This is a genomic window from Streptomyces nogalater, from assembly GCF_039532885.1.
In the GTDB taxonomy this organism is placed as follows: Bacteria; Actinomycetota; Actinomycetes; order Streptomycetales; family Streptomycetaceae; genus Streptomyces; species Streptomyces nogalater.
In genome coordinates this window covers 111,091-136,365 of the sequence record NZ_BAAASM010000001.1, presented here as the reverse complement: position 1 = coordinate 136,365, position 25,275 = coordinate 111,091, and the positions used below count along the sequence as shown (strand labels likewise).

At 73.8% G+C, this 25,275-nt stretch carries 27 protein-coding genes and 2 pseudogenes; 17 read left to right on the top strand and 12 right to left on the bottom strand.

The annotated features are described in order from the left end of the window. Positions 1–12: 12 nt before the first annotated feature. On the bottom strand, positions 13–972 hold the full coding sequence (locus ABD350_RS00660) for a right-handed parallel beta-helix repeat-containing protein (protein ID WP_344345322.1): 960 nt from the start codon (positions 970–972) through the stop codon (positions 13–15). A gap of 187 nt (positions 973–1,159) precedes the next feature. Between ABD350_RS00660 and ABD350_RS00655 the strand changes: the two genes are divergently transcribed. The 3 genes from ABD350_RS00655 (at position 1,160) to ABD350_RS00645 (ending at position 3,218) form a co-directional block, all read left to right on the top strand. Next, positions 1,160–2,098 (top strand): PAC2 family protein, encoded by a 939-nt coding sequence (locus ABD350_RS00655; RefSeq protein ID WP_344345320.1) that lies wholly within the window; start codon positions 1,160–1,162, stop codon positions 2,096–2,098. A 72-nt stretch (positions 2,099–2,170) separates the two neighbouring features. Continuing rightward, on the top strand, positions 2,171–2,788 hold the full coding sequence (gene coaE / locus ABD350_RS00650) for a dephospho-CoA kinase (protein ID WP_344345319.1): 618 nt from the start codon (positions 2,171–2,173) through the stop codon (positions 2,786–2,788). A 49-nt stretch (positions 2,789–2,837) separates the two neighbouring features. Continuing rightward, the gene (locus ABD350_RS00645) at positions 2,838–3,218 is read left to right on the top strand and encodes a tetratricopeptide repeat protein (RefSeq protein WP_344345318.1); all 381 of its coding nucleotides are present in this window, start codon (positions 2,838–2,840) and stop codon (positions 3,216–3,218) included. A gap of 223 nt (positions 3,219–3,441) precedes the next feature. On the opposite strand, the gene ABD350_RS00640 is transcribed toward ABD350_RS00645, so the two are convergent. Next, the gene (locus tag ABD350_RS00640) at positions 3,442–3,780 is read right to left on the bottom strand and encodes a DUF6343 family protein (protein WP_344345316.1); all 339 of its coding nucleotides are present in this window, start codon (positions 3,778–3,780) and stop codon (positions 3,442–3,444) included. Between the two features lie 216 nt (positions 3,781–3,996). On the opposite strand from ABD350_RS00640, the gene ABD350_RS00635 reads away from it, so the two are divergent. Together ABD350_RS00635 and ABD350_RS00630 are read left to right on the top strand one after the other, a co-directional pair. Beyond that, entirely contained in the window at positions 3,997–4,704 is a 708-nt protein-coding gene (locus ABD350_RS00635) for a class I SAM-dependent methyltransferase (RefSeq protein WP_344345315.1), read from the top strand. A 137-nt stretch (positions 4,705–4,841) separates the two neighbouring features. Continuing rightward, positions 4,842–5,315, top strand: a complete 474-nt coding sequence (locus tag ABD350_RS00630; protein WP_344345314.1) for a DoxX family protein — start codon at positions 4,842–4,844, stop codon at positions 5,313–5,315. 64 nt (positions 5,316–5,379) lie between these two features. Here ABD350_RS00630 and ABD350_RS00625 read toward each other — a convergent pair whose 3' ends face one another. Continuing rightward, complete coding sequence (locus tag ABD350_RS00625) at positions 5,380–6,111, bottom strand: RNA-binding S4 domain-containing protein (RefSeq protein ID WP_344345312.1); 732 nt, start codon at positions 6,109–6,111, stop codon at positions 5,380–5,382. Between the two features lie 155 nt (positions 6,112–6,266). On the opposite strand from ABD350_RS00625, the gene ABD350_RS00620 reads away from it, so the two are divergent. Further along, a complete protein-coding gene (locus tag ABD350_RS00620; RefSeq protein ID WP_344345311.1) occupies positions 6,267–6,962 on the top strand; it encodes a uracil-DNA glycosylase in 696 nt (231 codons plus the stop codon). 290 nt (positions 6,963–7,252) lie between these two features. On the opposite strand, the gene ABD350_RS00615 is transcribed toward ABD350_RS00620, so the two are convergent. Both ABD350_RS00615 and ABD350_RS00610 read right to left on the bottom strand, forming a co-directional pair. Then, positions 7,253–7,720 carry a GNAT family N-acetyltransferase gene (locus ABD350_RS00615; RefSeq protein ID WP_344345752.1) on the bottom strand — a complete coding sequence of 156 codons (468 nt, stop codon included), beginning with the start codon at positions 7,718–7,720 and terminating at the stop codon, positions 7,253–7,255. Positions 7,721–7,729: 9 nt separating this feature from the next. Further along, positions 7,730–8,179: pseudogene (locus tag ABD350_RS00610) on the bottom strand (RidA family protein); the annotation flags it as partial. Positions 8,180–8,451: 272 nt separating this feature from the next. On the opposite strand from ABD350_RS00610, the gene ABD350_RS00605 reads away from it, so the two are divergent. The 4 genes from ABD350_RS00605 (at position 8,452) to ABD350_RS00590 (ending at position 13,284) form a co-directional block, all read left to right on the top strand. Further along, positions 8,452–10,662: an FUSC family protein gene (locus ABD350_RS00605; RefSeq protein ID WP_425584165.1), complete on the top strand. Its 2,211-nt coding sequence runs from the start codon at positions 8,452–8,454 to the stop codon at positions 10,660–10,662. 94 nt (positions 10,663–10,756) lie between these two features. Further along, entirely contained in the window at positions 10,757–12,127 is a 1,371-nt protein-coding gene (locus ABD350_RS00600; protein WP_344345308.1) for an amidohydrolase, read from the top strand. A gap of 143 nt (positions 12,128–12,270) precedes the next feature. Further along, positions 12,271–12,915 carry a DUF899 domain-containing protein gene (locus tag ABD350_RS00595; protein ID WP_344345307.1) on the top strand — a complete coding sequence of 215 codons (645 nt, stop codon included), beginning with the start codon at positions 12,271–12,273 and terminating at the stop codon, positions 12,913–12,915. Positions 12,916–13,107: 192 nt separating this feature from the next. Further along, positions 13,108–13,284 (top strand): hypothetical protein, encoded by a 177-nt coding sequence (locus ABD350_RS00590; RefSeq protein ID WP_344345305.1) that lies wholly within the window; start codon positions 13,108–13,110, stop codon positions 13,282–13,284. 101 nt (positions 13,285–13,385) lie between these two features. Here ABD350_RS00590 and ABD350_RS00585 read toward each other — a convergent pair whose 3' ends face one another. Both ABD350_RS00585 and ABD350_RS00580 read right to left on the bottom strand, forming a co-directional pair. After that, positions 13,386–13,772, bottom strand: a complete 387-nt coding sequence (locus ABD350_RS00585; protein WP_344345304.1) for a hypothetical protein — start codon at positions 13,770–13,772, stop codon at positions 13,386–13,388. Between the two features lie 236 nt (positions 13,773–14,008). Further along, positions 14,009–14,788 (bottom strand): ATP-binding protein, encoded by a 780-nt coding sequence (locus tag ABD350_RS00580; RefSeq protein WP_344345303.1) that lies wholly within the window; start codon positions 14,786–14,788, stop codon positions 14,009–14,011. A gap of 188 nt (positions 14,789–14,976) precedes the next feature. Here ABD350_RS00580 and ABD350_RS00575 point away from each other — a divergent pair, with 188 nt between their 5' ends. From ABD350_RS00575 to ABD350_RS00565, 3 genes are all read left to right on the top strand, one after another. Then, positions 14,977–15,837: a helix-turn-helix domain-containing protein gene (locus tag ABD350_RS00575; protein WP_344345301.1), complete on the top strand. Its 861-nt coding sequence runs from the start codon at positions 14,977–14,979 to the stop codon at positions 15,835–15,837. Next, positions 15,838–16,092 (top strand): DUF397 domain-containing protein, encoded by a 255-nt coding sequence (locus ABD350_RS00570; protein ID WP_189996687.1) that lies wholly within the window; start codon positions 15,838–15,840, stop codon positions 16,090–16,092. Positions 16,093–16,206: 114 nt separating this feature from the next. Next, on the top strand, positions 16,207–16,362 hold the full coding sequence (locus ABD350_RS00565; protein ID WP_344345299.1) for a hypothetical protein: 156 nt from the start codon (positions 16,207–16,209) through the stop codon (positions 16,360–16,362). A gap of 172 nt (positions 16,363–16,534) precedes the next feature. On the opposite strand, the gene pdxR is transcribed toward ABD350_RS00565, so the two are convergent. Beyond that, on the bottom strand, positions 16,535–17,980 hold the full coding sequence (pdxR, locus tag ABD350_RS00560) for a MocR-like pyridoxine biosynthesis transcription factor PdxR (protein WP_344345298.1): 1,446 nt from the start codon (positions 17,978–17,980) through the stop codon (positions 16,535–16,537). Positions 17,981–18,027: 47 nt separating this feature from the next. Here pdxR and ABD350_RS00555 point away from each other — a divergent pair, with 47 nt between their 5' ends. Further along, the gene (locus ABD350_RS00555; RefSeq protein ID WP_382466941.1) at positions 18,028–18,573 is read left to right on the top strand and encodes a carboxymuconolactone decarboxylase family protein; all 546 of its coding nucleotides are present in this window, start codon (positions 18,028–18,030) and stop codon (positions 18,571–18,573) included. 95 nt (positions 18,574–18,668) lie between these two features. Here the strand turns inward: ABD350_RS00555 and ABD350_RS00550 are convergent, their stop codons facing one another. Beyond that, a complete protein-coding gene (locus tag ABD350_RS00550; protein ID WP_344345296.1) occupies positions 18,669–20,156 on the bottom strand; it encodes a glutamate synthase subunit beta in 1,488 nt (495 codons plus the stop codon). A gap of 359 nt (positions 20,157–20,515) precedes the next feature. Between ABD350_RS00550 and ABD350_RS00545 the strand changes: the two genes are divergently transcribed. Continuing rightward, positions 20,516–21,148 (top strand): nucleoside/nucleotide kinase family protein, encoded by a 633-nt coding sequence (locus tag ABD350_RS00545; protein ID WP_344345295.1) that lies wholly within the window; start codon positions 20,516–20,518, stop codon positions 21,146–21,148. A 105-nt stretch (positions 21,149–21,253) separates the two neighbouring features. Here the strand turns inward: ABD350_RS00545 and ABD350_RS00540 are convergent, their stop codons facing one another. After that, the gene (locus ABD350_RS00540; protein WP_344345294.1) at positions 21,254–22,381 is read right to left on the bottom strand and encodes a magnesium and cobalt transport protein CorA; all 1,128 of its coding nucleotides are present in this window, start codon (positions 22,379–22,381) and stop codon (positions 21,254–21,256) included. 175 nt (positions 22,382–22,556) lie between these two features. Between ABD350_RS00540 and ABD350_RS00535 the strand changes: the two are divergent. Then, positions 22,557–22,843 (top strand): annotated as a pseudogene (locus tag ABD350_RS00535) (methyltransferase domain-containing protein); the annotation flags it as partial. A gap of 62 nt (positions 22,844–22,905) precedes the next feature. Here the strand turns inward: ABD350_RS00535 and ABD350_RS00530 are convergent. Both ABD350_RS00530 and ABD350_RS00525 read right to left on the bottom strand, forming a co-directional pair. Then, the gene (locus tag ABD350_RS00530; RefSeq protein ID WP_344345292.1) at positions 22,906–23,841 is read right to left on the bottom strand and encodes a carbohydrate kinase family protein; all 936 of its coding nucleotides are present in this window, start codon (positions 23,839–23,841) and stop codon (positions 22,906–22,908) included. After that, the gene (locus tag ABD350_RS00525; RefSeq protein ID WP_344345291.1) at positions 23,826–24,731 is read right to left on the bottom strand and encodes a pseudouridine-5'-phosphate glycosidase; all 906 of its coding nucleotides are present in this window, start codon (positions 24,729–24,731) and stop codon (positions 23,826–23,828) included. The genes ABD350_RS00530 and ABD350_RS00525 overlap by 16 nt, the downstream gene beginning before the upstream one ends. A gap of 99 nt (positions 24,732–24,830) precedes the next feature. On the opposite strand from ABD350_RS00525, the gene ABD350_RS00520 reads away from it, so the two are divergent. Then, a complete protein-coding gene (locus ABD350_RS00520) occupies positions 24,831–25,259 on the top strand; it encodes a VOC family protein (protein ID WP_344345290.1) in 429 nt (142 codons plus the stop codon). The last annotated feature ends 16 nt before the right edge of the window (positions 25,260–25,275 follow it).

The following is a 25,275-nucleotide window of genomic DNA, read 5'->3' as shown; positions in this document are numbered from 1 at the left end:
TTCCCCGCGCCCCTAGGGGGTCACCTGGACGTTGGTCAGTCCGTTGCCGCCTGTCACCGTGTTGGTGCCGTAGACCGTGGTCTGGCAGGTGGCGCTGTAGTTGGTGACGTCGATCGCCAGGCGGGTCGCGCCGGTCGCACCCGTCAGAGTCGACTTGTTGCCCTTGAAGACCGTGCCGCAGCCCCAGCCCGCCTGCTGGGTGTGGGTCTGGTAGCCGTCATTGGTGGTGGCGGTGCCGGTGTTGTCCTGGACGAGGACGTCGTTGCCCTTCACGTCCACCCAGGAGTCGTCGTAGTGGGCGCCGGTCAGACCGCTGCCGTCGAAGGTGTTGCCGATGATCCGCGCGCCGGTCGTGCCCTCCTTGATGTCGACGTTCTCGCCGCCGACGTCCGGACCGATCGTGTTGTTCAGGATCCGCACCCGGTCGCTGCGGTCGGACAGCGTGTTCGCGGTGCCCACGTACACGCCCTCGCCCATGCCCCGGCCGTCGTTCCCGGTGTCGTAGATCTTCGAGTTCTGGATCACGCCGTCCGTGCTGGAGTTGCGGAAGTGCACGCCCTCCATGTCCACGCCGTGCACCGTGACACCGTCCAGCACGACGCCCCTGGCCGCGTCGACCATGATGCCCTTCTGGCCGCCGGTCACGGTCAGGCCGCCGACCGTCCAGTAGGAGGCGCCGTTCAGGTGCAGTCCGTAGCCGCCGCCGGCGGTGAGTACGGCGCCGGGGGAGCCGGTCAGGGTGATCCGGGCGGCGGCCGTGGCCGGGGTGGTCGCCTTGAAGTTGCCGGTGTAGGTGCCGTCCGCCAGGTGGATCGTGTCGCCGGGCCGGGCGGCGGCGAGCGCCGTCTTCAGCTGGGCGGCGGTCGTGACCTCGATGGGACCGGCGGCCGCGGCCGGTCCGGGGGCGTACAGGGCCAGGCCGGCGGCGAGGGTGGCGGCGAGCAGGGAGGTGAGCGGCGTACGCATGCGCATCGGAGTGCCTTCCCGTTTTCCCCTATGTGAACGGCGGTCGTCACCGCGAACTCGACGCCCGTGAAGGTACGGACCAGGTGAGGGGCCGTCAAGGCGTACGGCAGGGATCCCGATCGACGGCGTGTGGCGGGAATTCCGCAGTTCCGGGGCGCGTTGTCCATGACGGACACGAGGAGGAGCGGTCACAGTGCTTGATCCGCAGGGTTTGTACGCATGGGAGCCGAAGGGCCTCGCCGTGGTGGACATGGCGCTCGCCCAGGAGTCGGCCGGCCTTGTCATGCTCTACCACTTCGACGGATACATCGACGCGGGTGAGACCGGCGACCAGATCGTCGACCGGCTGCTCGACTCACTGCCCCACCAGGTCGTGGCCCGGTTCGACCACGACCGGCTCGTGGACTACCGGGCCCGCCGGCCCCTGCTGACCTTCAAGCGGGACCGCTGGACCGGCTACGAGACCCCGGCCATCGAGGTCCACCTCGTCCAGGACACCACCGGTGCCCCCTTCCTGCTGCTGTCCGGGCCCGAACCGGACGTGGAGTGGGAGCGGTTCGCGGCGGCGGTGCGGCAGATCGTGGAACGGCTCGGCGTGCGCCTGTCCGTGAACTTCCACGGCATCCCCATGGGCGTCCCGCACACCCGCCCGGTGGGCCTGACCCCGCACGGCAACCGCACCGACCTCGTCCCCGGACACCGCAGCCCCTTCGACGAGGCACAGGTGCCCGGCAGCGCCGAGTCCCTGGTCGAATACCGCCTCATGGAGGCCGGTCACGACGTCCTGGGCGTCGCCGCGCACGTGCCGCACTACATCGCCCGCTCCCCGTACCCGGACGCCGCGCTGACCGTCCTGGAGGCCGTCACGGCCGCGACCGGCCTGGTATTGCCCGGCGTGGCCCACGCGCTGCGCACGGACGCCCACCGCACCCAGACCGAGATCGACCGGCAGATCCGGGAGGGCGACGAGGAACTGACCGCGCTCGTCCAGGGACTTGAGCACCAGTACGACGCGGCGGCGGGCGCCGAGACCCGGGGCAACATGCTGGCCGAGCCCGTGGAGATCCCGTCGGCGGACGAGATCGGGCGGGAGTTCGAGCGGTTCCTGGCGGAGCGGGAGGGCGACGCCTGAGGCGGGGGCGCGGGCGCCGGCGGCCGGCACCCGCCGCACCGGCCCCCCGGCCGGGCGTCTAGGCTGCCGTTCATGCTGACAGTGGGCCTGACCGGCGGGATCGGCGCCGGCAAGAGCGAGGTGTCGCGGCTGCTCGTGGAGCACGGGGCCGTCCTCGTCGACGCGGACCGCATCGCCCGCGAGGTCGTGGCGCCCGGCACCCCCGGCCTCGCCGCCGTGGCCGACGCCTTCGGTACGGACATCCTCACCGCCGACGGCGGCCTGGACCGGCCCCGGCTCGGCTCCCTCGTCTTCGCCGACCCCGAGAAGCTCGCCGTCCTCAACTCGATCGTGCACCCGCTGGTCCGGGACCGCTCCCGCGAGCTGGAGAGCGCGGCGCCCGAGGACGCCGTGGTGGTCCACGACGTCCCCCTGCTCACCGAGAACGGCCTCGCACCGCTCTATGACGTCGTGATCGTCGTGGACGCGAGCCCCGAAACCCAGCTCGACCGGCTGGTACGGCTGCGCGGGATGACCGAGGAGGACGCACGCGCGCGTATGGCCGCACAGGCGACGCGCGAGCAGCGCCGGGAGATCGCGGACATCGTCATCGACAACGACGTTCCCCTGGAGGTGCTGCGGAGGCGCGTCGCCGAGGTGTGGGACGACCTGGCCCGTCGGGCGCGGCAGGACACCGCCGGCGCGGAATAGCCGGCCGCTTCGGGGCGTTGAACCGCCGGAGCAAGGGAAGGACTCAGCCGTGCCCGAGACCAGCGGTTCCACCGGACGCACTCCGGAAACGCATGTCATCGACTTCCGCGCCGCCGAGCAACTGCTCAACGCGCGCGACCCGCGGGGCGCGGTGAAGCTGCTCGACGAAGTCATCGCCGCGCACCCCGAGAACACGGCGGCCCGGCTGCTGCGCGCGCGTGCCTTCTTCGCCGCGGCCCAACTGCGTCCCGCCGAGCTGGAGTTCACCATCGTGCTGGAACGCGAGCCGGACAACGCGTTCGCGCACTTCGCCCTGGCCCGCACCTACGAACGCCAAGGCCGCCCCGACCAGGCCAAGCGCCATTTCCGGCTGGCGGCGGCGCTGGACCCCAACCCGCGGTACCTGAAGGCGGCACGCTTCGAGGCGTGACATCCCGGTGGCCGACGGCGCGCCCGCCCGGCCCGGGAGGCCGGCACCGGCGCCCGTTCACGGATGCCGGGGCCCTGCCCGGTCCCGGGGTCCCGCCCGGTCCCCGGGGTCCCGCCCGGTTCCCGGGGTAGCGCCGGCGCCGCCCGCGGACGCGGAGGCCCGCCAGGATCGGCGGGGCAGCGCCGGTCTCCGCCACGGATGCCGGGTTCAGGGATGCGGGGTGTCACGGATGCCGGGGGCCGGGCCACCCCCGGTGCGGGCGTCCGCCCGGATGGCGGTGGTTCGGCGGGCCCGGGTACGGCGGTCCGTCCTCCGGCGGCTGGTACGGCGGCACGTCGCGGCCCGGCTGGTAGTGAGGGCCCTGCCGCATGTGCCGCACGATCACGGCCAGGTCGACGGCGGCCACCAGGCACAGCGCCCCGCACACCGCCGCCCAGCCCGGCCGCCCGGCCAGCGCGAAGGCCACCGTGCCGAGAGCCGTCCAGCCCAGCCCCCACACGCTCAGCCAGAACCGCGCCCGCAGGGCACTGCGCGCGGTCGCCGGTTCACTGCCCGTACGCATCGGACCACCACTCCTCCTTGCAACGTACTCTTCGGCGCCGGCCCGCACCAACGCCCGGTCCGGCCCCGCCCGGCATCGGCGTCCGCGGGTCGGTGCCCCCTGGTACATCGGGCACGGATGGTTCCCGTTCCGGCCTGGATAACTCGAAGGAGTGAACTGGGGGAGAGGGGGAACGGGCGTGCGGGCGTGGGCCGTTGTCCGGGCATGAGGATCGAGATGCGTGAGGGATACGAGGGCACGGGACCGGGGGCGATCACCCCGGACGGCTGCGCGGTCGAGCTGTACGCACGGCTGCCGGTGGGGGACGAGCCGGACATCATCGCCGCCGCGGTGCCGGCCGGGGCGCACATCCTGGAGCTGGGCAGCGGGGTCGGCCGGGTGACCCATCCGCTGCTGGAGCGCGGCTTCACGGTCACGGCGGTGGACGAGTCCGCCGAGATGCTGGCCCGGGTGCGCGGGGCACGCACGATATGCGGCCCTGTCGAAACCCTGGAACTGGGCGAGACGTTCGACGTGGTGATGCTCGCGTCGTTCCTGGTGCACGCCGGTGACGAGGAGGTCCGCAGGGGCATGCTGCGCACCTGCGCCCGGCATGTCGCGGAGGACGGTTGCGTACTCATCCAGCGGGAGGGCCCGGACTACCACACCAACGTGCCCAGGGAGCGGGTCGACCCGAGCGGCTTCACCGTCAGGATCACCTCGGTGGAGCCGGCCGGGGAGGGGGTGGACTCGGTGCGCGCGGAGTATGTGTTCCCGGACGCGGTGTGGACCCAGACCTTCCTGTCCAGGCCCCTGACGCAGGAGCAGTTCGAGTCGGCGCTTGCGGAGGCGGGACTGAAGGTCGACAGGTATCTGACACCGGACGGGATATGGGTGCGGGCGGTGCCGGCGGTGCCGGCGGTGCGGGCGGTACCGGCGGGGTGACCGGGGGCCGGGTCCGCCCGCTCTCCGAACGGTTTGTATCCCCGCCTGCTCCCGCTGCCGGAAAAGCGATGAGTTCCGGCTCTCCGGCCGGTCTACCTGGGTGAAAGCAACCAGGACCGCTTCCTCGGGAGACCTCCATGTCCCAGACCCAGACCCAGACCCAGGCCACCGCTCGCGTCGGCTCGCGCTCCACGGCGCCCACGGCCTCCGCCGGCTCCCGCACGGGCCGGGCGCGTGGAGCACTGGTGGCGCTGCGGGCCGTGCAGGTGGTGCTGGCCCTGTTCTTCGGCCTCGCCAGCGCCCTGCCCAAGCTCATAGCGCATCCGACGGCCGTCGAGTCCTTCGACAGAATCGGCTGGGGCAGCGGGGCCATGTACACCATCGGCGCCCTCGAACTGGCCGGGGCGGTCGCGCTGTTGGTTCCCGTCTTGCAGTCCCTGTCGGCGATCGCCCTCGGCGCGCTCATGGTGGGAGCGTTCATCGTGCAGCTCACCGCGTTCGACGGCCAGAACGCGGCGACCCCTCTGATCCTGCTGGCCCCGCTCACCCTGATCGCCTGGGCCCGCCGCTCCCCCAACAGGGCGCTGCTGCGGTTGCCGGTCCGCCGGTGACCCCTCCGGGGCACGGCCGGCGGCGACAAGGGATGTGGCAGGCGGCCGGGGCGGGGCCGTGGACTTACCGGCCGCGCGGGTGGCCGCCGGTGCCGTCGGGTTCGCTGCCGGTGCCTGTGTCGGCGTCGGTTCCGGAGCCGCGATGTCCGCGACGGCCGCCCGGTCCGCCGGTACCCCTGCGGCCGCCCGCGCCCGAGCCGCCCGCCCCGCCCGTACCCGAGCCGCCCGGCCCGCCCCGGCCGGCGGAGCCGGGTCCGGCGAAGCCGCCGGGGCTGCCGAGGGCCAGGCCCCGGAGGCGTTCGAGTTCGCGGCGGTCGCGCTTGGTGGGGCGGCCGGTGCCCCGGTCGCGGAGGCCGACAGGAGCGACGGCCTCGCGGGGCGGGGGCGGAGGGGAGTTGTCGATGTAGCACTGCGCGGCCACGGGCGCCCCGACCCGCTTGCGGATCAGGCGCTTGACGATCACGACCCGTTCCCGGCCCTCGTGCCGCAGCCGCACTTCGTCACCGACGCGCACGGAGTAGGCGGGCTTCACCCGCTCGCCGTTCACATGCACATGCCCGCCCCGGCAGGCCGCGGCGCCCAGGGAGCGGGTCTTGATGAGACGGACGGCCCAGATCCAGCTGTCGATGCGGACGGTCTCGCCGCTCGCGGTCCCCGCGGCCTCGGCGGCGGCCACCGCCGCGGCGATCCTGGGGTCGAGCGGCTGTCCGGCGGGGGCGGAACCCGTGCCGCCCGGCTCGTCCGTTACCTCGCCGGTCCCACGGTCCACGTTCTCGTCCGCATCGTCGGAAGCCATGCCCCGACCTTAACGCGCGCGGGCCACCGAGCCGGAAGCGTTTTCCCGGCGCGCACCCGGGCACCCGCGCACTCCGGCCCGCCCCGACCCGCACCCACCGCGCATCCGTGTCTCCGCCCACATCCCGCCACCCACCCCCGGCTTACGGTGAACGTATGGACAACCCCAGTGCCCTCGCCCGGCTGGACCGGCGCGTCGCCGAGTGCCGGGCCTGCCCCCGGCTGGTCGAGTGGCGCGAGGAGGTGGCCCGTACGAAGCGGGCCGCGTTCGCCGACTGGACGTACTGGGGGCGGCCGGTGCCCGGCTTCGGCCCCGCGGACGCCCGGCTGGTGATCATCGGGCTGGCCCCCGCCGCGCACGGCGGCAACCGCACCGGCCGGATGTTCACCGGCGACCGTTCCGGAGACGTGCTCTACCAGGCGCTGTACGACGTGGGGCTCGCCTCGCAGCCCACCTCCGTCAGTGCCGATGACGGCCTGGAACTGTACGGCGTGCGGGTCACCGCGCCGGTGCACTGCGCCCCGCCCGCCAACAAGCCGACCCCGGGCGAGCGCGACACCTGCCGCCCCTGGCTGGTCCAGGAACTGACGCTGCTCCGGCCGACGCTGAAGGCCGCCGTCGTCCTCGGCGCCTTCGGCTGGCAGGCCGCGCTGCCCGCGTTCGCGGCGGCCGGCTGGACGGTGCCCCGCCCCCGCCCGGTCTTCGGCCACGGCGCCCGGGTCGCGTTGGACGGCCTGGACCTCTTCGGCTGCTTCCACGTCAGCCAGCGCAACACCTTCACCGGCCGGCTCACCGCCGAGATGCTGCGGGAGGTCCTGCGTACGGCGGCGGACGCGGCCGGGCTGCCGTGAGGAGCCGGCCCGGGCCGAGTCCCCGGTGGCACTCGGCCTGACCATGAGCCGGGCGGGCGGCTACGCCAAGCCGCTGCCCGAGCACCGGGAGTGGGGACAGCCGACGGCACCGCCCGGCGCCCCCGGGAAGGCGGTTCGCGGACACCGGTCGTAGGCCCGGAACCCGGTCGTAGGTCTGGGAAGCCGGCCGTAGCTCCGGAACCCCGGCCGTAGATTCGGCAACCCGGTCGTGGGTTCGGGGACGGCGGCCGTAAGGGAAGCCCCGGTGCCTCGGAGGCGTCAGTCGTGCTTCAGGGGCGCCAGTCGTAGCGGACGTCCGGTTCGCGTTCCTCGTTGCGGCTGCCGTCGGTGAACGCCACGGCGGTGAAGCCGTGCCGCTCGTAGAAGCGGTGGGCGGGCTTGTTCACCTGGAACGTCCACAGGGTCAGCCCACCCGGGCTGCGCTCCTTGGCCAGCGCGACGAACCGGTCACCGATGCCCCGGCCCCGCCACTCGGGGTCCAGGTACAGCTGGTCCAGCACCTCCCCGTCCAGCACCATCAGACCGACCACGCCGGCGCCGGCCGCCTCCGCCACCCAGGTCTCCCGCGCCGGCACCACGACGTGCCGGACATAGTCCCGGACCTCGTCGTCGGTGCGCGGGCGCACGACGGTCGGCAGCGCGGTGCCGAAGGACCGCAGATAGACGTCGGCGACGGCCCGGGCGTCGGCCGCCACGGCACGGCGCAGCACGACCGGGTCCGCCGCCGGCTCCGGCACCACGGCGGTGGCCGTGATCTCCAGGAGCTGGCCGGGGTAGCCGAGGCAGGACACGCCGAGCAGTGTGGAGGAGTGCGGGCCCGTGCTCAGCCCCGAGGACTCCACGACCTGCCACACCGCGGACAGCGCCGCGGTGTCGTCGCCGACCACGTACACGTCCGTCACCAGTACATGCTCCAGATCGCTGCCGACGGCCCGCAGCTGCTCGCGCAGATTGGCGATCACCTGCTCGGCCTGGCGCACGGGATCCCCCGGTCCCACCAGTTCCCCGTCGGCGGTCAGCGGCACCGACCCGGCGAGGAACGCGAGCTTCGTCCCCGCCTCGACGACCGAGGCGTGGGAGTAGGCGGGCGGAGGGAACAGGGCGGGGGCGGTCACACGCCGGATCACGGAAGCGGCTCCTTCGTACGGGGGACGGCACGGATGCCCGATGATCCGGCCCGCGCGGCCCGCCCGCATCCGGATTTCGGTGCCGAAGAGGCCTTCCGGCCATTGCGTTCATAAAGAAAACGGCCGTCCCGCCAGGTTTCACACGGGCGAAACGTGAGCGTTCCGTTCGCGAGGGGAACGCGATCTACCGTGGGACCACCTCCACCGGCCACCGTCGTCCGAAGGCCCACCCCCGCCCTCGTATGAACAGGAGCCCCGTGTTCCGGCCCGCTGTGCCCGCCGTACCCCCCTGGCTCGCCCACGCCTTCCGCGCCCAGCGCGAACCCGTCCCCTGGAGCGCGGTGTGCCGGGGCGCCCTCGCCGCCGGGCCGTCGCTGCTCGCCGGGATGCTCCTGGGCCGGACGGCCCTCGGAGTGCTCGCCGCCATCGGTGCGATGCTCGCCGGCATCAACGACCGGCCGGGCGGCCGGCGGGCCTCCGTGCGCCGGCTCGGCGTACCCGCGGCGGCCGGAGCGGCCGGACTGCTCGCGGGGACGTACGCCGGGCAGGGACTGACCGCCGTACCGCTGACCCTGGCGCTCACCGCGCTGGGCCTGGCCGCCGGCGGCATCAGCGCCGTCGGACCCGTCGCCTCCGCCGCAGGCACCCAGCTGCTCGTCGCCGCGGCGGTCGGCGCCGGGATGCCGGCGGCCGACCCCGGCTGGCAGCGGGCCCTCGCCTTCCTCGCCGGGGCCGGCTGGCTGCTCGCGCTGCGGCTCGTCCTGCCCACGCCCGGCTCGCTCGCCGGGGACTTCCGGTTCGACGGGGAGCGGGCCGCGGTCGCCGGCGTGTACGACGCGATCGCCGCGCTCGTCGAGGCCGCGGGCGGTCCGCACGCCACCGCCCGGCGGGCCGCGCTGACCGCCGCCCTCGACCATGCCCAGGACGCCCTCGCCGGACCCCGGCTGCGCGGATACGCCACCCGCGCCGCCGAACGCAGGCTGCACGCGCGGTTCGCCGCGGCGCTGCCCCTAGCCGAGGCCGCCACCGCCCTGTGCTGGGCGGGGGAGCCGGTGCCGGCGCGGGCGGCGCAGGGACCCCGGCGGCTCGCCGCGGCCGTCCGCGCCGACACCGGTCCCGGCCGGCTGCCCGCCCCGCCCCTCCCGCGCGCCGGGCTCCGCGCCCGCGAGACAGCCCCCGTGCTCCCCGCCCTGCGCGCCCTGGACGACGCCCTGCTGCGCGCCGCCGAGGCCTTCGACCGGGGCGAGGGCGCCGGCCATGGGCTGCTCGGCCGGAGCGAGGGCGCCGGCCATGGGCTGTTCCGCCGGGGCGGGGGTGCCGGTCGCGGGTTGCTGGGTCGTAGTGAGGGTGCCTACCGCGGGCTGTTCGACCGGGGCGAGGGCGCCGGCCGCGGGCTGTTCGGTTGGGGCGAGGGGGGCGGCCATGGGCTGCTCGGCCGGAGCGCGGGTACCCATCGCGGGTTGTCCGGCCGGGGCGAGAAGGCCGGTCGCGGGATGCCTGGCCGGGACGGGGATGCCGGTCGCCGGCTGCTCGGCCGGGGCGGGGGTGCCGGTCGCGGGTTGTCTGGCGGGGGCGAGCATGCCGGTCGCCGGCTGTTCGGCCGGCGCCGGAGTCCGCGCCAGGCGCTGGGGGCCGCGCTCGGAGCCGGCGGGCGCGAGTACGGCCTGCGCGTCGCCCTCTGCTTCGGCGCGAGCGTGGCCATCGCCCAGGCCCTGCACCACGCCCGCTGGTACGGCCAGCACGCGCACTGGTACTGGCTGCCCGCCACCGCCGTCTTCCTTGTTAAACCCGATCTCGGTCCGCTCGCCTCCCGGGTGCTGTGCCGGGCCGCCGGCACCGTCCTCGGCGCCCTGGTCTTCGCCGGCCTCGCCGCGCTGCTGCCCCGCCCGGCCGGACTGATCGCGCTGGTGGCGGTGTGCGGCGCCCTCATACCGGTCGCCACCCGGCACTTCGCGGCACTCACCGCCGTCGTGACCGTCCTCGTCCTCGCCCTGCTCATGGCCGGTGGCGAACCGCAGGCCTCGGCCGGCCGGATCGGCGAGACCCTGCTGGCCTGCGCCCTCGTGCTGGTCGTGGGGCACCTGCCGATGCCGGGGAAGCGGGGCGGCGGCGTACGCGACCGGCTCGCGGCGGCCGGGGGCGCGGCACACGCCTACCTGCTGCACGTCCTCGGCACGCCCCGAAACCAGCACACCGTCGAGTCCGGGGGCCGTGCCGAGCGGTGGACGCTGTCCGCGGTGCCCGCTGACCGTGCCGAGCGGTGGGCGTTGCGCCGGGAGGCCTACCGGACCCTCGCGGAGGCCCGGACCGCCATCTCGCTCGCCGCCGCCGAACTGCCCGCCCTGGCCCGGCACACGGAGGGCACGGACGCCGTCGCCGAGGCGCTGGAACGGCTCGTGGACACCACCACGGCCTGCGCCGTGCACCTCGACGACACCGGGCGGCTCACCTCCCGGCACCTCCGGCGGCTGCGCGAGGCACTGGGGGAGCTGGAACGGCTGGAGCAGCTGGGGCAACGGGGCGTACGGCTACCGCTGCCCACAGCCGCGTAGCCGTACCGGGCCGTCGTAGCCGTACCGTACCGGGCCGTCGTAGCCGCCCCCGGGAATCCCCCGCCGTACGGCGAAAGGCCCGTACGTTGGTCGTATGAGTGCCGTTGGCATGCCGAGCGATTCTCCCGCCGACCTCGTCGTCACCGGCTGTGCCGTCCTGGTGCACGACGACGCGGACCGGATCGGATTCCGCGAGGACGCCGCGATCGTCGTCCGGGACCGGGTGATCGACGCGGTCACCACGGCGGCCGCCGCCCGGGACGTACCGGCCGTGACGCGGATCGAGGCGCACGGGCAGGTCGCGCTGCCCGGTCTGATCAACTGCCATACGCACGCCCCGATGGTGGCCCTGCGGGGCCTCGCCGAGGATCTGCCGACGGGGGAGTGGTTCAACGACGTGGTCTGGCCCGTCGAGACCAACCTCACCGAGCGGGACGTGGCGCTCGGGGCGCGGCTCGCCTGCGCCGAGATGATCCGGGGCGGGGTGACCTGCTTCGCCGACCACTACTTCCACATGGACACGGTCGCCGACGTCGTCGCCGAGTGCGGGCTGCGCGCCCACCTCGGGCAGGTCTACTTCTCCGGTCAGGGGCCCCGGGGCCGGGAGGCGTCGGTGGAGTTCGCGCTCCGCCGGCGCGGTGCCGCCGACGGCCGCGTCACCACCGCCCTCGCTCCGCACGCCCCCTACACCGTCAGCGACGCCGACCTCGCCGCCACCGCCGAACTCGCCCGCGCGCACGGTCTGCCCGTGCACATCCACGCCGCAGAGAACCGCGACCAGACCGAGGTCAGCCTGGCCCGGCACGGCCGCACCCCCATCGAGATCCTGGACCGCACCGGCCTCCTGGACACCGACCTGCTCATCGCCCACGGCACCGGCATCCTGGAGCGGGACCTGCCGCTGCTGGAACGCACGGGCGGCCGTACGGCGGTGGCCACCGCGCCCCGCGGCTATCTGAAGTTCGCCTGGCCGACGACCACTCCGGTGCGGGCCCTGCGCGCGGCCGGCGTCCCCGTCGGCCTCGCCACGGACGGCGCCGCCTCCAACAACTCCCTCGACGTGTGGGAGGCGATGGCGTTGACGTCCCTGATCCAGAAGTCCACCGAGGGCGACCCGCGCTGGCTGACCGCCCGTCAGGCCCTGCACCACGCCACCTCGCAGAGCGCCCGCGCGGTCGGCCTCGGGGACCGGATCGGCTCCCTCGCGCCCGGCCGGCGCGCCGACATCGTCCTCGTCGACCTCACCGGCCCGCACACCCAGCCGGTCCACGACCTCGCCGCCACCCTGGTGCACAGCGCCCGTGCGGCCGACGTCCGTACGACGATCGTCGACGGCCGCGTCCTGATGCGGGACCGCGCACTGCTCACCCTGGACGTGGAGGACGTCGTACGGGAGTTGACGGAGCGGCTGCCCGGGCTGACCGCGCGCGGCCACGGACGGCGCGTCCAGGAGTACGACACCTGAGCCCGCAGCCCGGCGGAACGCGGGTGCCGGCGGCGCCCGGTGGGAACGGCGTGAGACTGGCCGAAAAACTTCCCCTTCGCCGCGATGAGTTCCGCGCGCGCCGACGGTCACCACCCCCGACGGACCGTCGGACAGGAGGGCTCATGTCGTTTCCGGAGATCGTCTCGCGTGAGCGGTGGCGCGCGGCGCGCGAGGAGTTGCGGCACAGGGAGGAGGCGGTCAGGCGAGCGCGCGAGGCCCTGGACGCCGAGCGCCGGAGGCTGCCCATGGTCGAGGTCGACCCGGAGTACGTCTTCGAGGGCGGCGACGGCAAGGCCACCCTCCTGGACCTCTTCGAGGGCCGGGCCCAGCTCGTCGTCCACCACTTCATGTTCGCGCCGGAGTGGGAGACCGGCTGCCCGTGCTGCGCGGCCTTCCTGGACCAGGTGGGCCACCTCGCCCATCTGCGCGCCCGGAACACGTCCTTCGCGGCCGTCTCCCGGGCACCGTTCACCCGGATTCTGCCGTTCAAGGCGCGGATGGGCTGGGCGGTGCCCTGGTTCTCCTCGGCGGACAGCGACTTCAACCGCGACTTCGAGGCCACCGTCGAGGCGGACGGCGAACTGGTCGAACGCGCGGGCGTCAGCTGCTTCCTGCGCGACCACGACCGGGTCTTCCACACGTACTCGCTGTACGACGACGGACTGGACGTGCTGGGCACCACCGCGGCCCTGCTCGACCTGACCGCGCTCGGCCGGAACCCCGCCGGCAGCGACCGGCTGCGGCTGCACGACGAGTACGACTACTAGGACTGCCGTCACGGGCCGATACGAGGGGTACGGCCGGTGATACGGGGCGTGCGGTTCGTGTCACCAGGTGAACGGATCCTCACCGTCCGCGCCGACCCGGTGTCGGCTAGGTCTCAGTACCGTCACCGGGCGACGCGTTTTCCCCTCCAGGGCGTTGACTCTTTACACGTACGACGCTTCTGGAGGTGCGAGATGGTGAACGGGCGAAGGGTGCTCGAACGCTTTCCCGCCGGTGGTCCGCGCGGCTCCTGGCCCGCGGAGGAGTTCGCGCACGCGCGACGGCAGGAAGGCCTGCCCGCCGAGGTCGTCATGGACCTCGCGACGGACGCCTTCCTGGTGATCGTCCGCGGCGGCGAGCCGGCCGAGTGAACCGGCCGGGCAGACGAGTGTGAGAGGCGTACGGGGGGCGTATGGGGCGTATGGGGATGGGGTTTACGGGGGGCCTGCGGGGCGTACGAGGGCGTGCGTGGTTACGCCGACGCGGCCCGCGACCAGTCCGGAGCCGTACCCGTCACCCGGCACAGGGCCAGGTACAGCGGGATCGGCGGGGTGTACGGGACCGTGCCCGCCGGGCGGTGGATCAGCCGGGCGGTGCCGGTGACCAGGGCGCCCGTGGTGTAGCGGGCCGGTGACGGCCAGGGCAGGGCGTAGTCGGAGTCCGACGGTACGATCCACCACCACTGGGAGCCGTCGGTGTACACGCATCCCACCCGCGGCAGCCGGGGTACGACGAGCGGGCCCAGGCGGTCGGGCACGGCCACGGCGTCACAGCCGAGCGGCGCGGTCATGCCGTCCGGCAGCGCCAGCGGCCGGCCCGGGCCCTGGTCCGGGGCCGGCCACCGGCGTCGCAGCCGCACGAGCGTGTCCAGGCCGAAGGCGCCCTCCTGACCGGCACCGGCACCATAACCGGAGGCACGGAAGCCGGCTCCGGCATCGGCACCGAGACCGGCGGCACGGAAGCCGGCATTGGCAGGGGAACCGGCACCGCCATGAGGGCCGGCATCGGAACCGGTGCCGGCACCGGTGCAGGAACCGGCCCCCGTCCCGTCACCCTGTCCGGCGCCACCGGCCCGCCCGGCGCCGGCCGCGCCCGTCACGGCCGCTCCCGGTGGCGACACTGCTCGGGCGCCCGGTACGGGGGTTCCGCCGGTGCCGTATGCCGGTGCCGCTCGGGGTGGAGGGCATCGCCGTCGTACTGCCCCGGCTCCCGCCGGTGCCGTTCCGCCGCGGCCCGCTCGTCCTCCCCGGAGTCCTCCGGGCGGCCCGGCTTGGGGCGGGCGCCCCAGCCGAGGTCGGCACGCGGCTCGGCGGCGTCGCGGGCGGTGTCGGTACCGCGGGGCAGTTCGGCCCAGACCAGCAGGCCGGGGCCGTGCTCCTGGGCGCCCCAGGCCCGGCACAGCGCGTCGACGAGAAGCAACCCCCTCCCGTGCTCCTCGTCGGGTCGCTGCGGGGACGGGCGGGGCTCGCCAGGAGCACAGCCCTCGTCTCGGACGGCTATGCGCACCATGTCGTCATGGTCGTGCAGCTCGCACACCACCCGGCTGCTCGCGGTGTGCACGATGGCGTTGGTGACCAGCTCGGAGACGACCAGGGCCGCGCTGTCACAGGTGTCCGCGCAGACCGCCCAGCCGGACAGCCGGGCCTCGGTCAGACGTCTCGCCTGGGCGACGGAACCCGGATGTGCGGCCAGCTCGAAGCGGAACCTGCGGCCGGCGGCGCCTGTCCGGAGGGCTGCCCCCTCCACCAGGTCCGAACCGGCTCGCGCGGGGACATCCCCCTCGGCGCCGAGACCGGCACGGCCGGCGGCGTCTGTTCCTAAAGGCGCGGACGGAATCACGCCTGCCACTATCGCCCCGTCGCAGACACTTGGCAAGAGTCACTCTGAAAAATGCAGAGTGTTAGGGACTCTGTCAGGGAGCGTGGCACACTGCTCGCAACAGCACCTCGCGCGGCGCCAATTGGAGTCGTCGGAGATCGGGCCCGGTCTTCGAATGAACCTTCGAATGGCGCCGCAGGGCTGTCGGGAAACTTTCGGTGGAGGCTTTCGGTGGAGGTGGGAGCGTGAGCGAACCGCGGTCCGCGCCGACGGTGGGCCAGGTGGTCCTCGGCCGGCGCCTGCAGGACCTGCGGGAACGCGCCGGGCTGAAGCGCGAGGAGGCCGCCCGGGTCCTCCATGTCGCCCCCGCCACCGTCCGCCGCATGGAGACGGCAGAGGTCGCCCTCAAAATCCCGTACCTGCAACTGCTGCTGAAGGCCTACGGCGTCCCCGAGGACGAGGCCGAGCTCTTCGTCCGGCTGGCCGAGGAGGCGAACCGGCCCGGTTGGTGGCAGCGGTTCCACGACATCCTGCCGGGCTGGTTCTCGATGTACGTCAGCCTGGAGGGCGCGGCCAGCCTCATCCGCTCCTACGAGCCGCACTTCGTCCCCGGCCTGCTCCAGACCGAGGACTACGCCCGCGGTGTGCTGAAGTCCGGCGCCATCGGCCAGACCAGCCCGGACGACATCGAGCGCCATGTGGCCCTGCGCATGCGGCGCCAGGACCTGCTCACCCGCCCCGACGCCCCCCGCTTCTGGGCGGTGATGGACGAGACCGCGCTGCGCCGTCCGGTCGGCGGCCCGGAGGTCATGCGCGCACAGATCGACAAGTTGCTTGAGGCCACGGAGTTGGCCCATGTGACGCTCCAGGTCGCCCCGTTCGCCAACGGGCCGCACCCGGGGACGTACGGGCCCTTCGTGCTGTTCCGATTCGCCGTGTCCGAACTGCCGGACATGGTCTACAGCGAGTACCTGACCGGCGCCGTCTATCTGGACGCGCGCACCGAGGTGGCGACCCACCTGGAGGTCATGGACCGCATGGCGGCGCAGGCCGCTACGGCACAACGCACGAAGGAGATCCTCCGGGATCTCCGCAAGGAGCTGTGAATGGATCGCATCATGCCGCGCGGACGCGTCTACAACGGCATGCCCGCGCGGGAGTTGGGCAGCGAGGGGTGGCACAAGCCCTGGAGCGGCGGCAACGGCGGGAACTGCCTGGAGGCGATGAAGCTTGCCGACGGCCGGATCGCCGTACGCCAGTCGACCGATCCGGACGGGCCGGCCCTGATCTACACCATGGACGAGATGACCGCGTTCATAGAGGGAGCCAAGGCGGGGGTGGCCGACTTCCTGCTGTCCTGAACTCGTCGGCGGCGCCCGGCCCGGTGCCGCGTCGAGGTTTTTGATTCTTGGTTCGCCCCCCCTCTCTCGAGACCGACTCGACCGTTGCCGCGTCCGACGCCTACGGAGTGCCGCATGGCAGGACAGGACCCGACGGCCGGCGAGACCGGCACCGGCAGGCCGTATCCCGCGCGGACGTACGGCTGGTATCCCGGCGGCAAGGACGACCGCACCCCGTCGACGAGGCGATGGGCCGGCAGGCGGCGGCCCCGGACTCCCGGGTGCCGGTGACGGCCTTCTACCGCGACAACGACCCCCGGTACCGGTTCGGGACGACGGCGTCATCCCGGCTACGGCGCGGTGGCCCGCGAGCCGCAGGGCAACCGCCCTGGTCGCCGTGGGCCGGGCCGCTTCCGTCGTGGGCCGAGCCGCTTCCGCCGCGGGCGCGTCGCCGGGCCGGGGCTCACGCCGTTGAAAGCACCTCGCACAGTGCCTCCAGCGCCGCCCCGTAGGGGTGGTCGGCCGGGGCCGCGTACCCCACCACCAGGCCGTCACCGGCCGACGCCGGACTGTCCGGGTGCCGGAACGCGGCCAGACCGTCGAGGGCGATGCCCCGCCGCGCGGCGGCCTCCACCACCGTCTGTTCCGTGCCGGACGGCAGCCGCAGCACCGCGTGCAGCCCCGCCGCGATACCCGTCACCCCGATGTGCGGCGCCCGCTCGGCCAGCGCGGCGACGAGCCGGTCACGCCGGCTCCGGTACCGCTGCCGCATCCGCCGCACATGCCGGTCGTACGACCCGCAAGCCACGAAGTCCGCGAGCGCCAACTGGTCGGGCACGCTCGCCCACCCCTCCCGCTCCCCCTTCACCGCCAGCACCGGCTCCACATACCGTTCCGGCAGGACCATCCAGCCCAGCCGCAGCGCCGGCGACAGGCTCTTGCTGACCGACCCGATGTGGATCACCCGCTCCGGATCGAGCCCCTGAAGCGCGCCGACGGGCCGGCGGTCATAGCGGAACTCGCCGTCGTAGTCGTCCTCCAGCACCACCGCCCCCCGCGCGCGTGCCCAGTCGATCACCGCCGCCCGGCGCTCCGCCCGCAGCGGTCCGCCGGTCGGGAACTGGTGCGCGGGCGTCAGCAGCACGGCCCGCTCGCGCCCGAGCGCCGCCACCCGCGCGCCGTGCTCGTCCAGCGGCAGCGGTACCGTGCGCACACCGGCCGCCGCGAGCAGGTCCCGGTGGAAACCGAGACCGTACGCCTCCACGCCCAGCGGACCGCGCAGCACCCCGCCTCCGGCCGGCCCGCCCGGCGCGTCCCGGCCGAAGAGCAGGCGCAGGGCGTGCGCGAAACCCGAACAGATCACGATCCGGTCCGGCGCGGTACGTACCCCGCGCGCGCGTGCCAGGTACTCCGCCAGTGCCTCCCGCAGCTCCCGCCGCCCGGCAGGATCGCCCGGCCCGAACGCCTCGCTCGGCGCCGCCTGGAGCGCCCGGCGGTACGAGGCCGCCCACGCCGTGCGCGGAAAGGCCGAGGCGTCCGGCCTGCCCTGCCGCAGATCGTGCCGCGGGCCACGCGCGCGTGCCGGCGCCTGGGCCCGTGCCCCCGCGCCCGCGGCCTGGCGCGAGGGCCGCGCCCGCTCGGCGACCCGGGTCCCGGAACCCTGCCGGGCGGTCAGCCAGCCCTCCGCGACCAGTTCCGCGTAGGCGTCGGCCACCGTGTTGCGGGCCACGCCCAGGTCCGCGGCGAGCGACCGGTACGGCGGCAGCCGGGTGCCCGGAGCCAGCCGGCCACCGCGCACGGCCTCCCGCAGCGCGCGGGTGAGCGCGGCCCGGCGGCCACCCGGTCCGGACAGCTCCAGATGCAGGTCGACGCCGATCCGCTCCGCGGAATTGACCCACGATTCCGTCATGGAAATGCACCCTACAACCGGTCTTTCCGGTCCCTACGGTGGAGCACATGACGACGGACACGCGCACCATGAACACCGCTGACAGGACCCTGGACCGCACCTTTGATCCCACTGCCGGGATCGCCGCCGCCGAAGCCGCCCGCACCCGCCTGGACTTCGCGAAGGCCGCGCCGGAGGTCTACCGTGCCATCATCCGCTTCGACTCCGCCGCCCGCGCGGGCCTGGACCCGGCCCTGGTCGAACTGATCCAGATCCGTGCCTCCCATCTCAATCACTGCGCCTACTGCCTGCACATGCACACCAACGACGCCCGCAAGGCCGGCGAGAGCGAGGACCGGCTCCACCTGGTCGCCGTCTGGCGGGAGGCCCGGCACTTCTTCACCCCCAGGGAACAGGCCGCGCTGGCCCTGACCGAGGCGGTGACCCTGATCGCCGACGGCGGCGTCCCCGACACCGTCTACGCCGAGGCCGCCGCCCACTTCGAGGAACGGGAACTGGCCCAGGTCCTCTCCCTGATCCTCACCATCAACACCTGGAACCGGGTGGCCCTGGCCACGGGCAAGGTGGCGGGCACGGACGAGCGCACCGGCTGAGGACGGACCGGCGGTCGCGACGCCGGCCCTTGGGGCGCGGGAGCCTGCGGTGTCGGCGGTGCGGTCGGTGTCGGCGGTGTCCGCGGTGCCGTCGGTCAGACGGTCATCGGCCGGTCCGTCGGGGTGATCGGGGCCGGGAGCCGGGAGCTTCCCGTCAGATAGCGGTCGACGGCCGCCGCGACCGCCCGGCCCTCCGCTATCGCCCAGACTATGAGCGACTGCCCGCGCGCCGCGTCGCCCGCGGCGAACACCCCGGGGACGTTGGTCGCGAAGCCGTCGTCCCGGGCGATCGTGCCACGCGGCGCCAGCGCCAGCCCCAGCTGCTCGATCAACCCGTCCTCCCGGTCCGGCCCGGAGAATCCCAGGGCGAGGAGCACCAGGTCGGCCGGGAGCGCCCGCCCGGTGCCCGGCAGCGGAAGCCGCCGCTCGTCGACCTCCACCAGATGCAGTGACCGCACATTCCCCCTCTCGTCCCCCGTGAAGCGGAGCGTGGACGCCGCGAACAGCCGGGCGTCCGCGTCCGCCGCCGGTGCCGTCCGCAGCTCCCGAGCCTCCTCGTGCGCGGCCGACAGCCGGTAGACCTTCGGATACGTCGGCCACGGCTCGCTGTCCTCGTCGCGCTCCGCACCCGGCTGCCCGTAGATGTCCAACTGGGTGACGGACGCGGCCCCCTCGCGCACCGCCGTGCCCAGACAGTCCGCCCCGGTGTCCCCGCCGCCGACGATCACCACGTGCTTGCCGGCGGCCGACAGCGGCGAGGCCTCCAGATCCCCCTCGCACACCCGGTTCGCCAGCGGCAGATACTCCATCGCCTGGTGTATCCCGTTCAACTCCCTGCCCGGCACCGGAAGTTCCCGCCACGCCGTCGCGCCGGTCGCGATGACCACGGCGTCGTACCGGTTCCGCAGCTCGACCGCCGGAACATCCCGGCCGACCGCCGTCGAGGTGCGGAACTTCGTCCCCTCGGCCAGCATCTGCCCGATCCGCCGCTCCAGGTGCCGCTTCTCCATCTTGAACTCGGGGATGCCGTACCGCATCAGCCCGCCGATCCGGTCGTCCTTCTCGTACACCGCGACCGTGTGCCCGGCCCGGGTCAGCTGTTGCGCCGCGGCCAGACCGGTGGGCCCGGAGCCGATGACGGCGACCGTCTTCCCGGACAGCCGCTCCGGCGGCCGGGCCGGCGTGAAGCCCTCCTCCCACGCCCGGTCGGCGATCGCACACTCGACGTTCTTGATGGTGACGGCCGGCTGGTTGATCGCCAGCACACACCCCGCCTCGCACGGTGCCGGGCACAACCGGCCGGTGAACTCCGGGAAGTTGTTGGTGGCGTGCAGCCGGTCACCGGCGGCCCGCCAGTCCTCCCGCGACACCAGGTCGTTCCACTCGGGGATGAGATTGCCCAGCGGGCAGGCCTGGTGGCAGAACGGGACGCCACAGTCCATACAGCGGTCGGCCTGCGCGCTGATGATGGGCAGCAGCGCTCCCGGGACGTACACCTCCTCCCAGTCCCGCACCCGCTCCTCGACGGGCCGCCGCGGCCATTCCTGGCGCGGCGTGGACATGAACCCCTTGGGATCGGCCATGGCGTCTTCCTCGCGTACGGGGCACCACAGGCGCCGGGTGTACGAAGGTCCGTCCGACATCGGGCAGCACTCTTGCGGCCACGATACGACCCCGCGAGCCCCCGCGCAGAGCGGCGGACAGCGCTTTCTGCCGGGGTTTCGCGCGAGACCCGGAGGATCGGACGACACCCCATGCGTGGCCAAGACACCCCATGCGTGGCCAAGGGACGCCGTGACGCCGGCGGATACCGGCCGCCGTGCTCCGCCGCGGCACGGGCGGCGCCCGGCTGCCCGCCCTTGCTTCACGGCCCGTCGTGCGGGCGGCGTTCGTGCCCGACCGTTCTCGCCGCTCCACCGGGCCACCCGGCATCATGGGCTGCGTGCGACTCGAAGCGATCACCTGGGACCGGCTGGCCGAGCGGCTCGCCGACCGCCTGGCCGACACGGCGCCGGCCGACGGAGGGGCCTGGTCGCGCGTCGGCTTCGACGGCGCCCCGGCCGCTCACCCGGGAGACCTGGCCACGCGTGTCGGCGAGGCGCTGCGCCTACGGGGCCGGCCCTCCCTCGTCATCGGCACGGAGGGCTTCCTGCGCCCGGCCTCGCTGCGCCTGGAGCACGGGCGGCGCGACGCGGAGTCGTACTACAGCGGGTGGTTCGACACGGGCGCCCTGTGGCGTGAGGTGATCGGCCCGCTCGATCCCGGAGGCAGCGGGCGGATCCTGCCCGACCTGTGGGACCCGGTCACGGACCGGGCCACCCGCAGTCCTTATGTGCAACTCCCGCCCGGCGGCATTCTCCTGCTCCACGGTCCTCTCCTGCTGCGTCACTGGTTCCCCTTCGATCTGACCGTGCATCTCCTCCTCTCCCCGGGCGCCCTGCGCCGCCGCACCCCCGAGGCCGACCACTGGACCCTTTCCGCCTTCGAGCGCTACGAGGCCGAAACCGACACGGCCGGCACGGCCGACGTGCTGGTCCGCGCCGACGACCCGCGCCACCCCGCCTGGAACGGCTGACCCGCTGGGCGGACGGACCGTCCACCCCGGTGGCCGCGGGAGCCGGCGCCCGGCAGCCGTACCCCCGGTCGTACCCCTGCCGAGCGGTCCTTGCGTACCCGCCGCTCAGAGCCAGCCGTTGCGCCGGAAGCCCCGGTACAGTGCCAGACAGGCCGTCGCCATCACGGCCATCATCAGCGGATAGCCGAATCGCCAGTGCAACTCCGGCATGTGGTCGAAGTTCATGCCGTACATCCCGCACACCATCGTCGGCACGGCGACCACGGCGGCCCATGCCGTGATCCTCCGCATGTCCTCGTTCTGCGCGACGGTCACCTGCGCCAGATGCGCCTGCAGAATGGAGTTGAGCAGCTCGTCGAACGCGGCGATCTGCTCCTTGGCCCGGAACAGATGGTCCAGTACATCCCGGAAGTACGCCTGTATCTCCGGGTCGACGACCCGGAAAGGCCGGGTCGCCAGATCCTCCACCGGGCGGCCCAGCGGCACCACCGCCCGCTTCAGCTCCAGCAGTTCACGCTTCATCTGGTAGATACGGCCGGGGTCGAGCCGTGCTCCGTTCTCCGAGAACACCTCCGCCTCGACCTGGTCGATGTCGCCCTGCACCGCGTCCGTGACGTTCAGATAGTCGTCGACCACATGGTCGGCGATCGCGTGCAGCACCGCCGCCGGCCCCTTGGCTAGCTGCTGCGGGTCCGTCTCCAGCTCCTCGCGCAGCGGGCCGAGGGAGCCATGCCGGCCGTGCCGCACCGTGATCACGAAGTCGGGGCCGACGAACACCATGATCTCGCCGGTGTCCACCACCTCGCTGGTCGCCGTCAGCCGTTCGTGCTCCACATAGCAAACGGTCTTGAACACCGCGAAGAGCGTGTCCCCGTAGTGCTCCAGCTTCGGCCGCTGATGCGCCTCGACCGCGTCCTCCACCGCCAGGGGATGAAGGTCGAACAGCTCGGCGACCCCCGCGAACTCATGCTCCGTCGGCTCGTGCAGCCCGAGCCAGACGAAGCCCTCGCCGGTCTTGCGTACCAGCCGGACGGCATCCACCAGGTCGGCGCACCCGGAGACGCGCACGCCGTCCTGATATGTCACGCAGTTCACCACCGAGGAGCCCAGGGGCGACCTGGCGGGGTGACTCAGGTCCACGCGCGGCTGACGCCGGGCCAGCCGTGCGACCTTGCGCAGGCCGCCGACACCGCCCAGCCCCGTGACCTTCCGCAGATTCCCTGCCATGGACATCTGGATCTCCTCGTGTGGATCTCCGAGTGCGACGCTTGCGCGCCTTGCTCCGCAAGTCTGCCAGTCCCGGGCAAAGTGCGTGCAAGCCTGTGGGAACAGGGAGTTCCGCTTTGTTCCCGCCTGTGGACAAGGGACGACCGAACCGGAAATCCCGGGCGACTGGATGATCGGGGGCATGCCGTCTTCCGGCGGGTACCTCCTGCCCAACCGGCAGAACGGGGCGGGCCGGCGCTTCGACGCCTTCACCGCCCTCTTCGACCCCGCCAGGTACAGGTACGCGTCCACGTCGTGGGCGCCGAGGAGCCGCTGGGGGAGGGCTTCGACCTGGTCCACGCCCGGCTCGTCCTCGTCCATGTGCCCGACCCGGAACGGGCCTTGCGATCGCCGATCACGTCCCTGCGTCCCGGCGGACGGCTGCTGAGCGAGGACGCCGACCCCGCCCTCCAGCCTCTGATCCGCCCGGGCCTCCCGCAGACCGCGCCCCCCGGCCCGCTCGGGACGACGAGCCCGGCCCACGGCAAGGCCTAACTCCCGCCGTCCCGATGCGGAGGTCTGCCGCCGACCCGGCGGACCGCTTCCGCACCTGCCCGGCAGCCCCGCGCCGCCGCCTCCTCCGGGTCCGCGCCCGCCAGCAGGGCGGCGAGGAACGCGCCGGTGAAGGCGTCACCCGCGCCCGTGGTGTCACGGGGCGCCACCGGCAGGGCCGGGACCCGGGTGGGCACGGCACCGCGACGGGCCACCAGCGCGCCGTCCGCCCCCGCCTTGACCACCACCAACGGCACCAGACGGCTCAGCTTGGCCGCCGCGTCCGCCGGATCCGGCAGCCCGGTCAGCAGGCACGCCTCGTCCCGGCTGGGCAACAGCACGTCCAGTCCCCGTGCGAACGCCAGAATAGGGTCCACCCCCAGCTCCGCCAGAAAGCCGGCCGACGCCGGATCAAGGCTGACCGGCACCCCCCGCGCGCGTGCCGCCGCGAGCGCCGTCCCGGCGAGCGCCCGGCTCGACTCCGTGAAGAGCAGATAGCCCGACACATGCAGCCGGTCCACCCCGTCGAGCAGCGTGTCCGACCAGTCGGCGGGCCCCAGCCGCAAAGACGCCCCGCTGTCCGTCAGGAACGTCCGCTCGGCCGCCGCACCCGTGTCGACGAGGCAGATCACCGTCCCGGTCGCCGCCCGAGGATCCACCACCAGCCGGGGCCGCACCCCGGCCGCGACCAGCTCCCGCTCGTGCCAGGCCGCGGCGTCCACGCCCACCCGTCCCAGCAGCCGTACGTCCGCCGCGCCCGCGTACGCCGCCCAGCAGGCCACGTTGGCGCCCGCGCCGCCCGGCAGCGTCCGGATCAGGGCGGCCGTGTCGGTGCCGGCCGCGAGCGGCCCCCGGTGCCGGGCGACCACATCGGTGACCACGTCCCCGACGACCAGCAGGCTTCCGTTCCGCTCCGCGCTCACCCCCTGGCCCACGCCGTGGCGATCCGCGCCGCCAGCCGTACGTTGCCGCGCACCGCCGCCAGGTTGGCGTGCAGCGAGGCACCGTCGGTGTGCCGGACCAGGTAGTCCAGCAGGAACGGTGTCACCGCCTGCCCGGTGACGTCCTGCTCCGCGCAGGCGCGCAGCGCGTCGGCGAGCACGCGCGCGTGCAGAGCGGGATCGAGCTGCTCCGCCTCCGGGACCGGATGGGCGACGATCAGCGCGGACTCCGGCGCGTCCAGCGCGTCCTGGGCGCGCATGACGGCGGCGACCTGCTCCGGAGTGTCCAGCGTCCAGTCGACCGGATGCCCCGAGTCCGCCAGATAGAAGCCCGGGAACCGGCTCGTGCCGTACCCGGCGACGGCCACGCCCAGCGTCTCCAGGCGCTGCAGCGTCGCCGGCACGTCCAGGATCGACTTCACGCCCGCGCACACCACCGTGATCCGGGTCCGCGCCAGCAGCCCCAGGTCCGCCGACTCGTCCTGGGTCACCGTCCACTGCCGGTGCACACCGCCCAGCCCGCCGGTGGCGAACACCCGGACGCCCGCCAGCGCGGCCAGCTGCGCGGTCGCCGAGACGGTGGTCGCCCCGTTCGCTCCCGCCGCCATGGCGAGCGGCAGATCACGATGGCCCAGCTTGCGTATGTCCTCGTTCGCGACCCGTTCCAGCTCTTCCTTGCCCAGACCGACCCGGGGCCGCCCGTCGAGGACGGCGACGGTCGCCGGCACGGCACCCTCCCGCCGTACCGCCTCCTCCAGTTCGACCGCCACCTCCAGGTTGCGCGGGCGGGGCAGGCCGTGCGCGATGATCGTGGACTCCAGAGCCACCACCGGCCGCCGCTCGCCGATCGCCTCCCGGACCTCTTCCGACACCACCAGCACCATGTGCCCGCCTCCTGTCCGTCGGTCCTCTCTCATCTCTGGCGGGCCCCGGCCGCGGCTAAACGCTTGTGAGCCGCCCGGGAGGCCACCAGCCTGGGGCGTATGACGAAGAACAGCACGCGTCTCGACCACGTCGTCCTGTGGGTGGCCGACCCGGTCGCCTCGGCCGCCTTCTACGAAACGGCCGTCGGTCTGGAACCGATCGCGGTCGCCGAGTACGCGGCGGGGAAGGTGTCCTTCCCGTCCGCACGTGTCAACGAGGAGACCATCCTCGACCTCGCCCCGCACAGCCTCGCCGCACGGATGAGGATGCTGCCCGGCTCGGCCGGCAGCGCGGGCCACCCGGTCAACCACGTCTGCCTCGCCCTGCCGGCCGACGCCTTCGACGCCCTGCGCGCCCGCCTGGAGGAACACGGCGTCCCCGTGTCCGGCATCGATCCCGGCCTGTCGGGCGCCCGCGGCGACGCCACGCGCAGCTTCTACTTCCGCGACCCCGACGGCAACGTCTTCGAGGCCCGGCACTACGACTAGCCGTATCCGGAGCCGG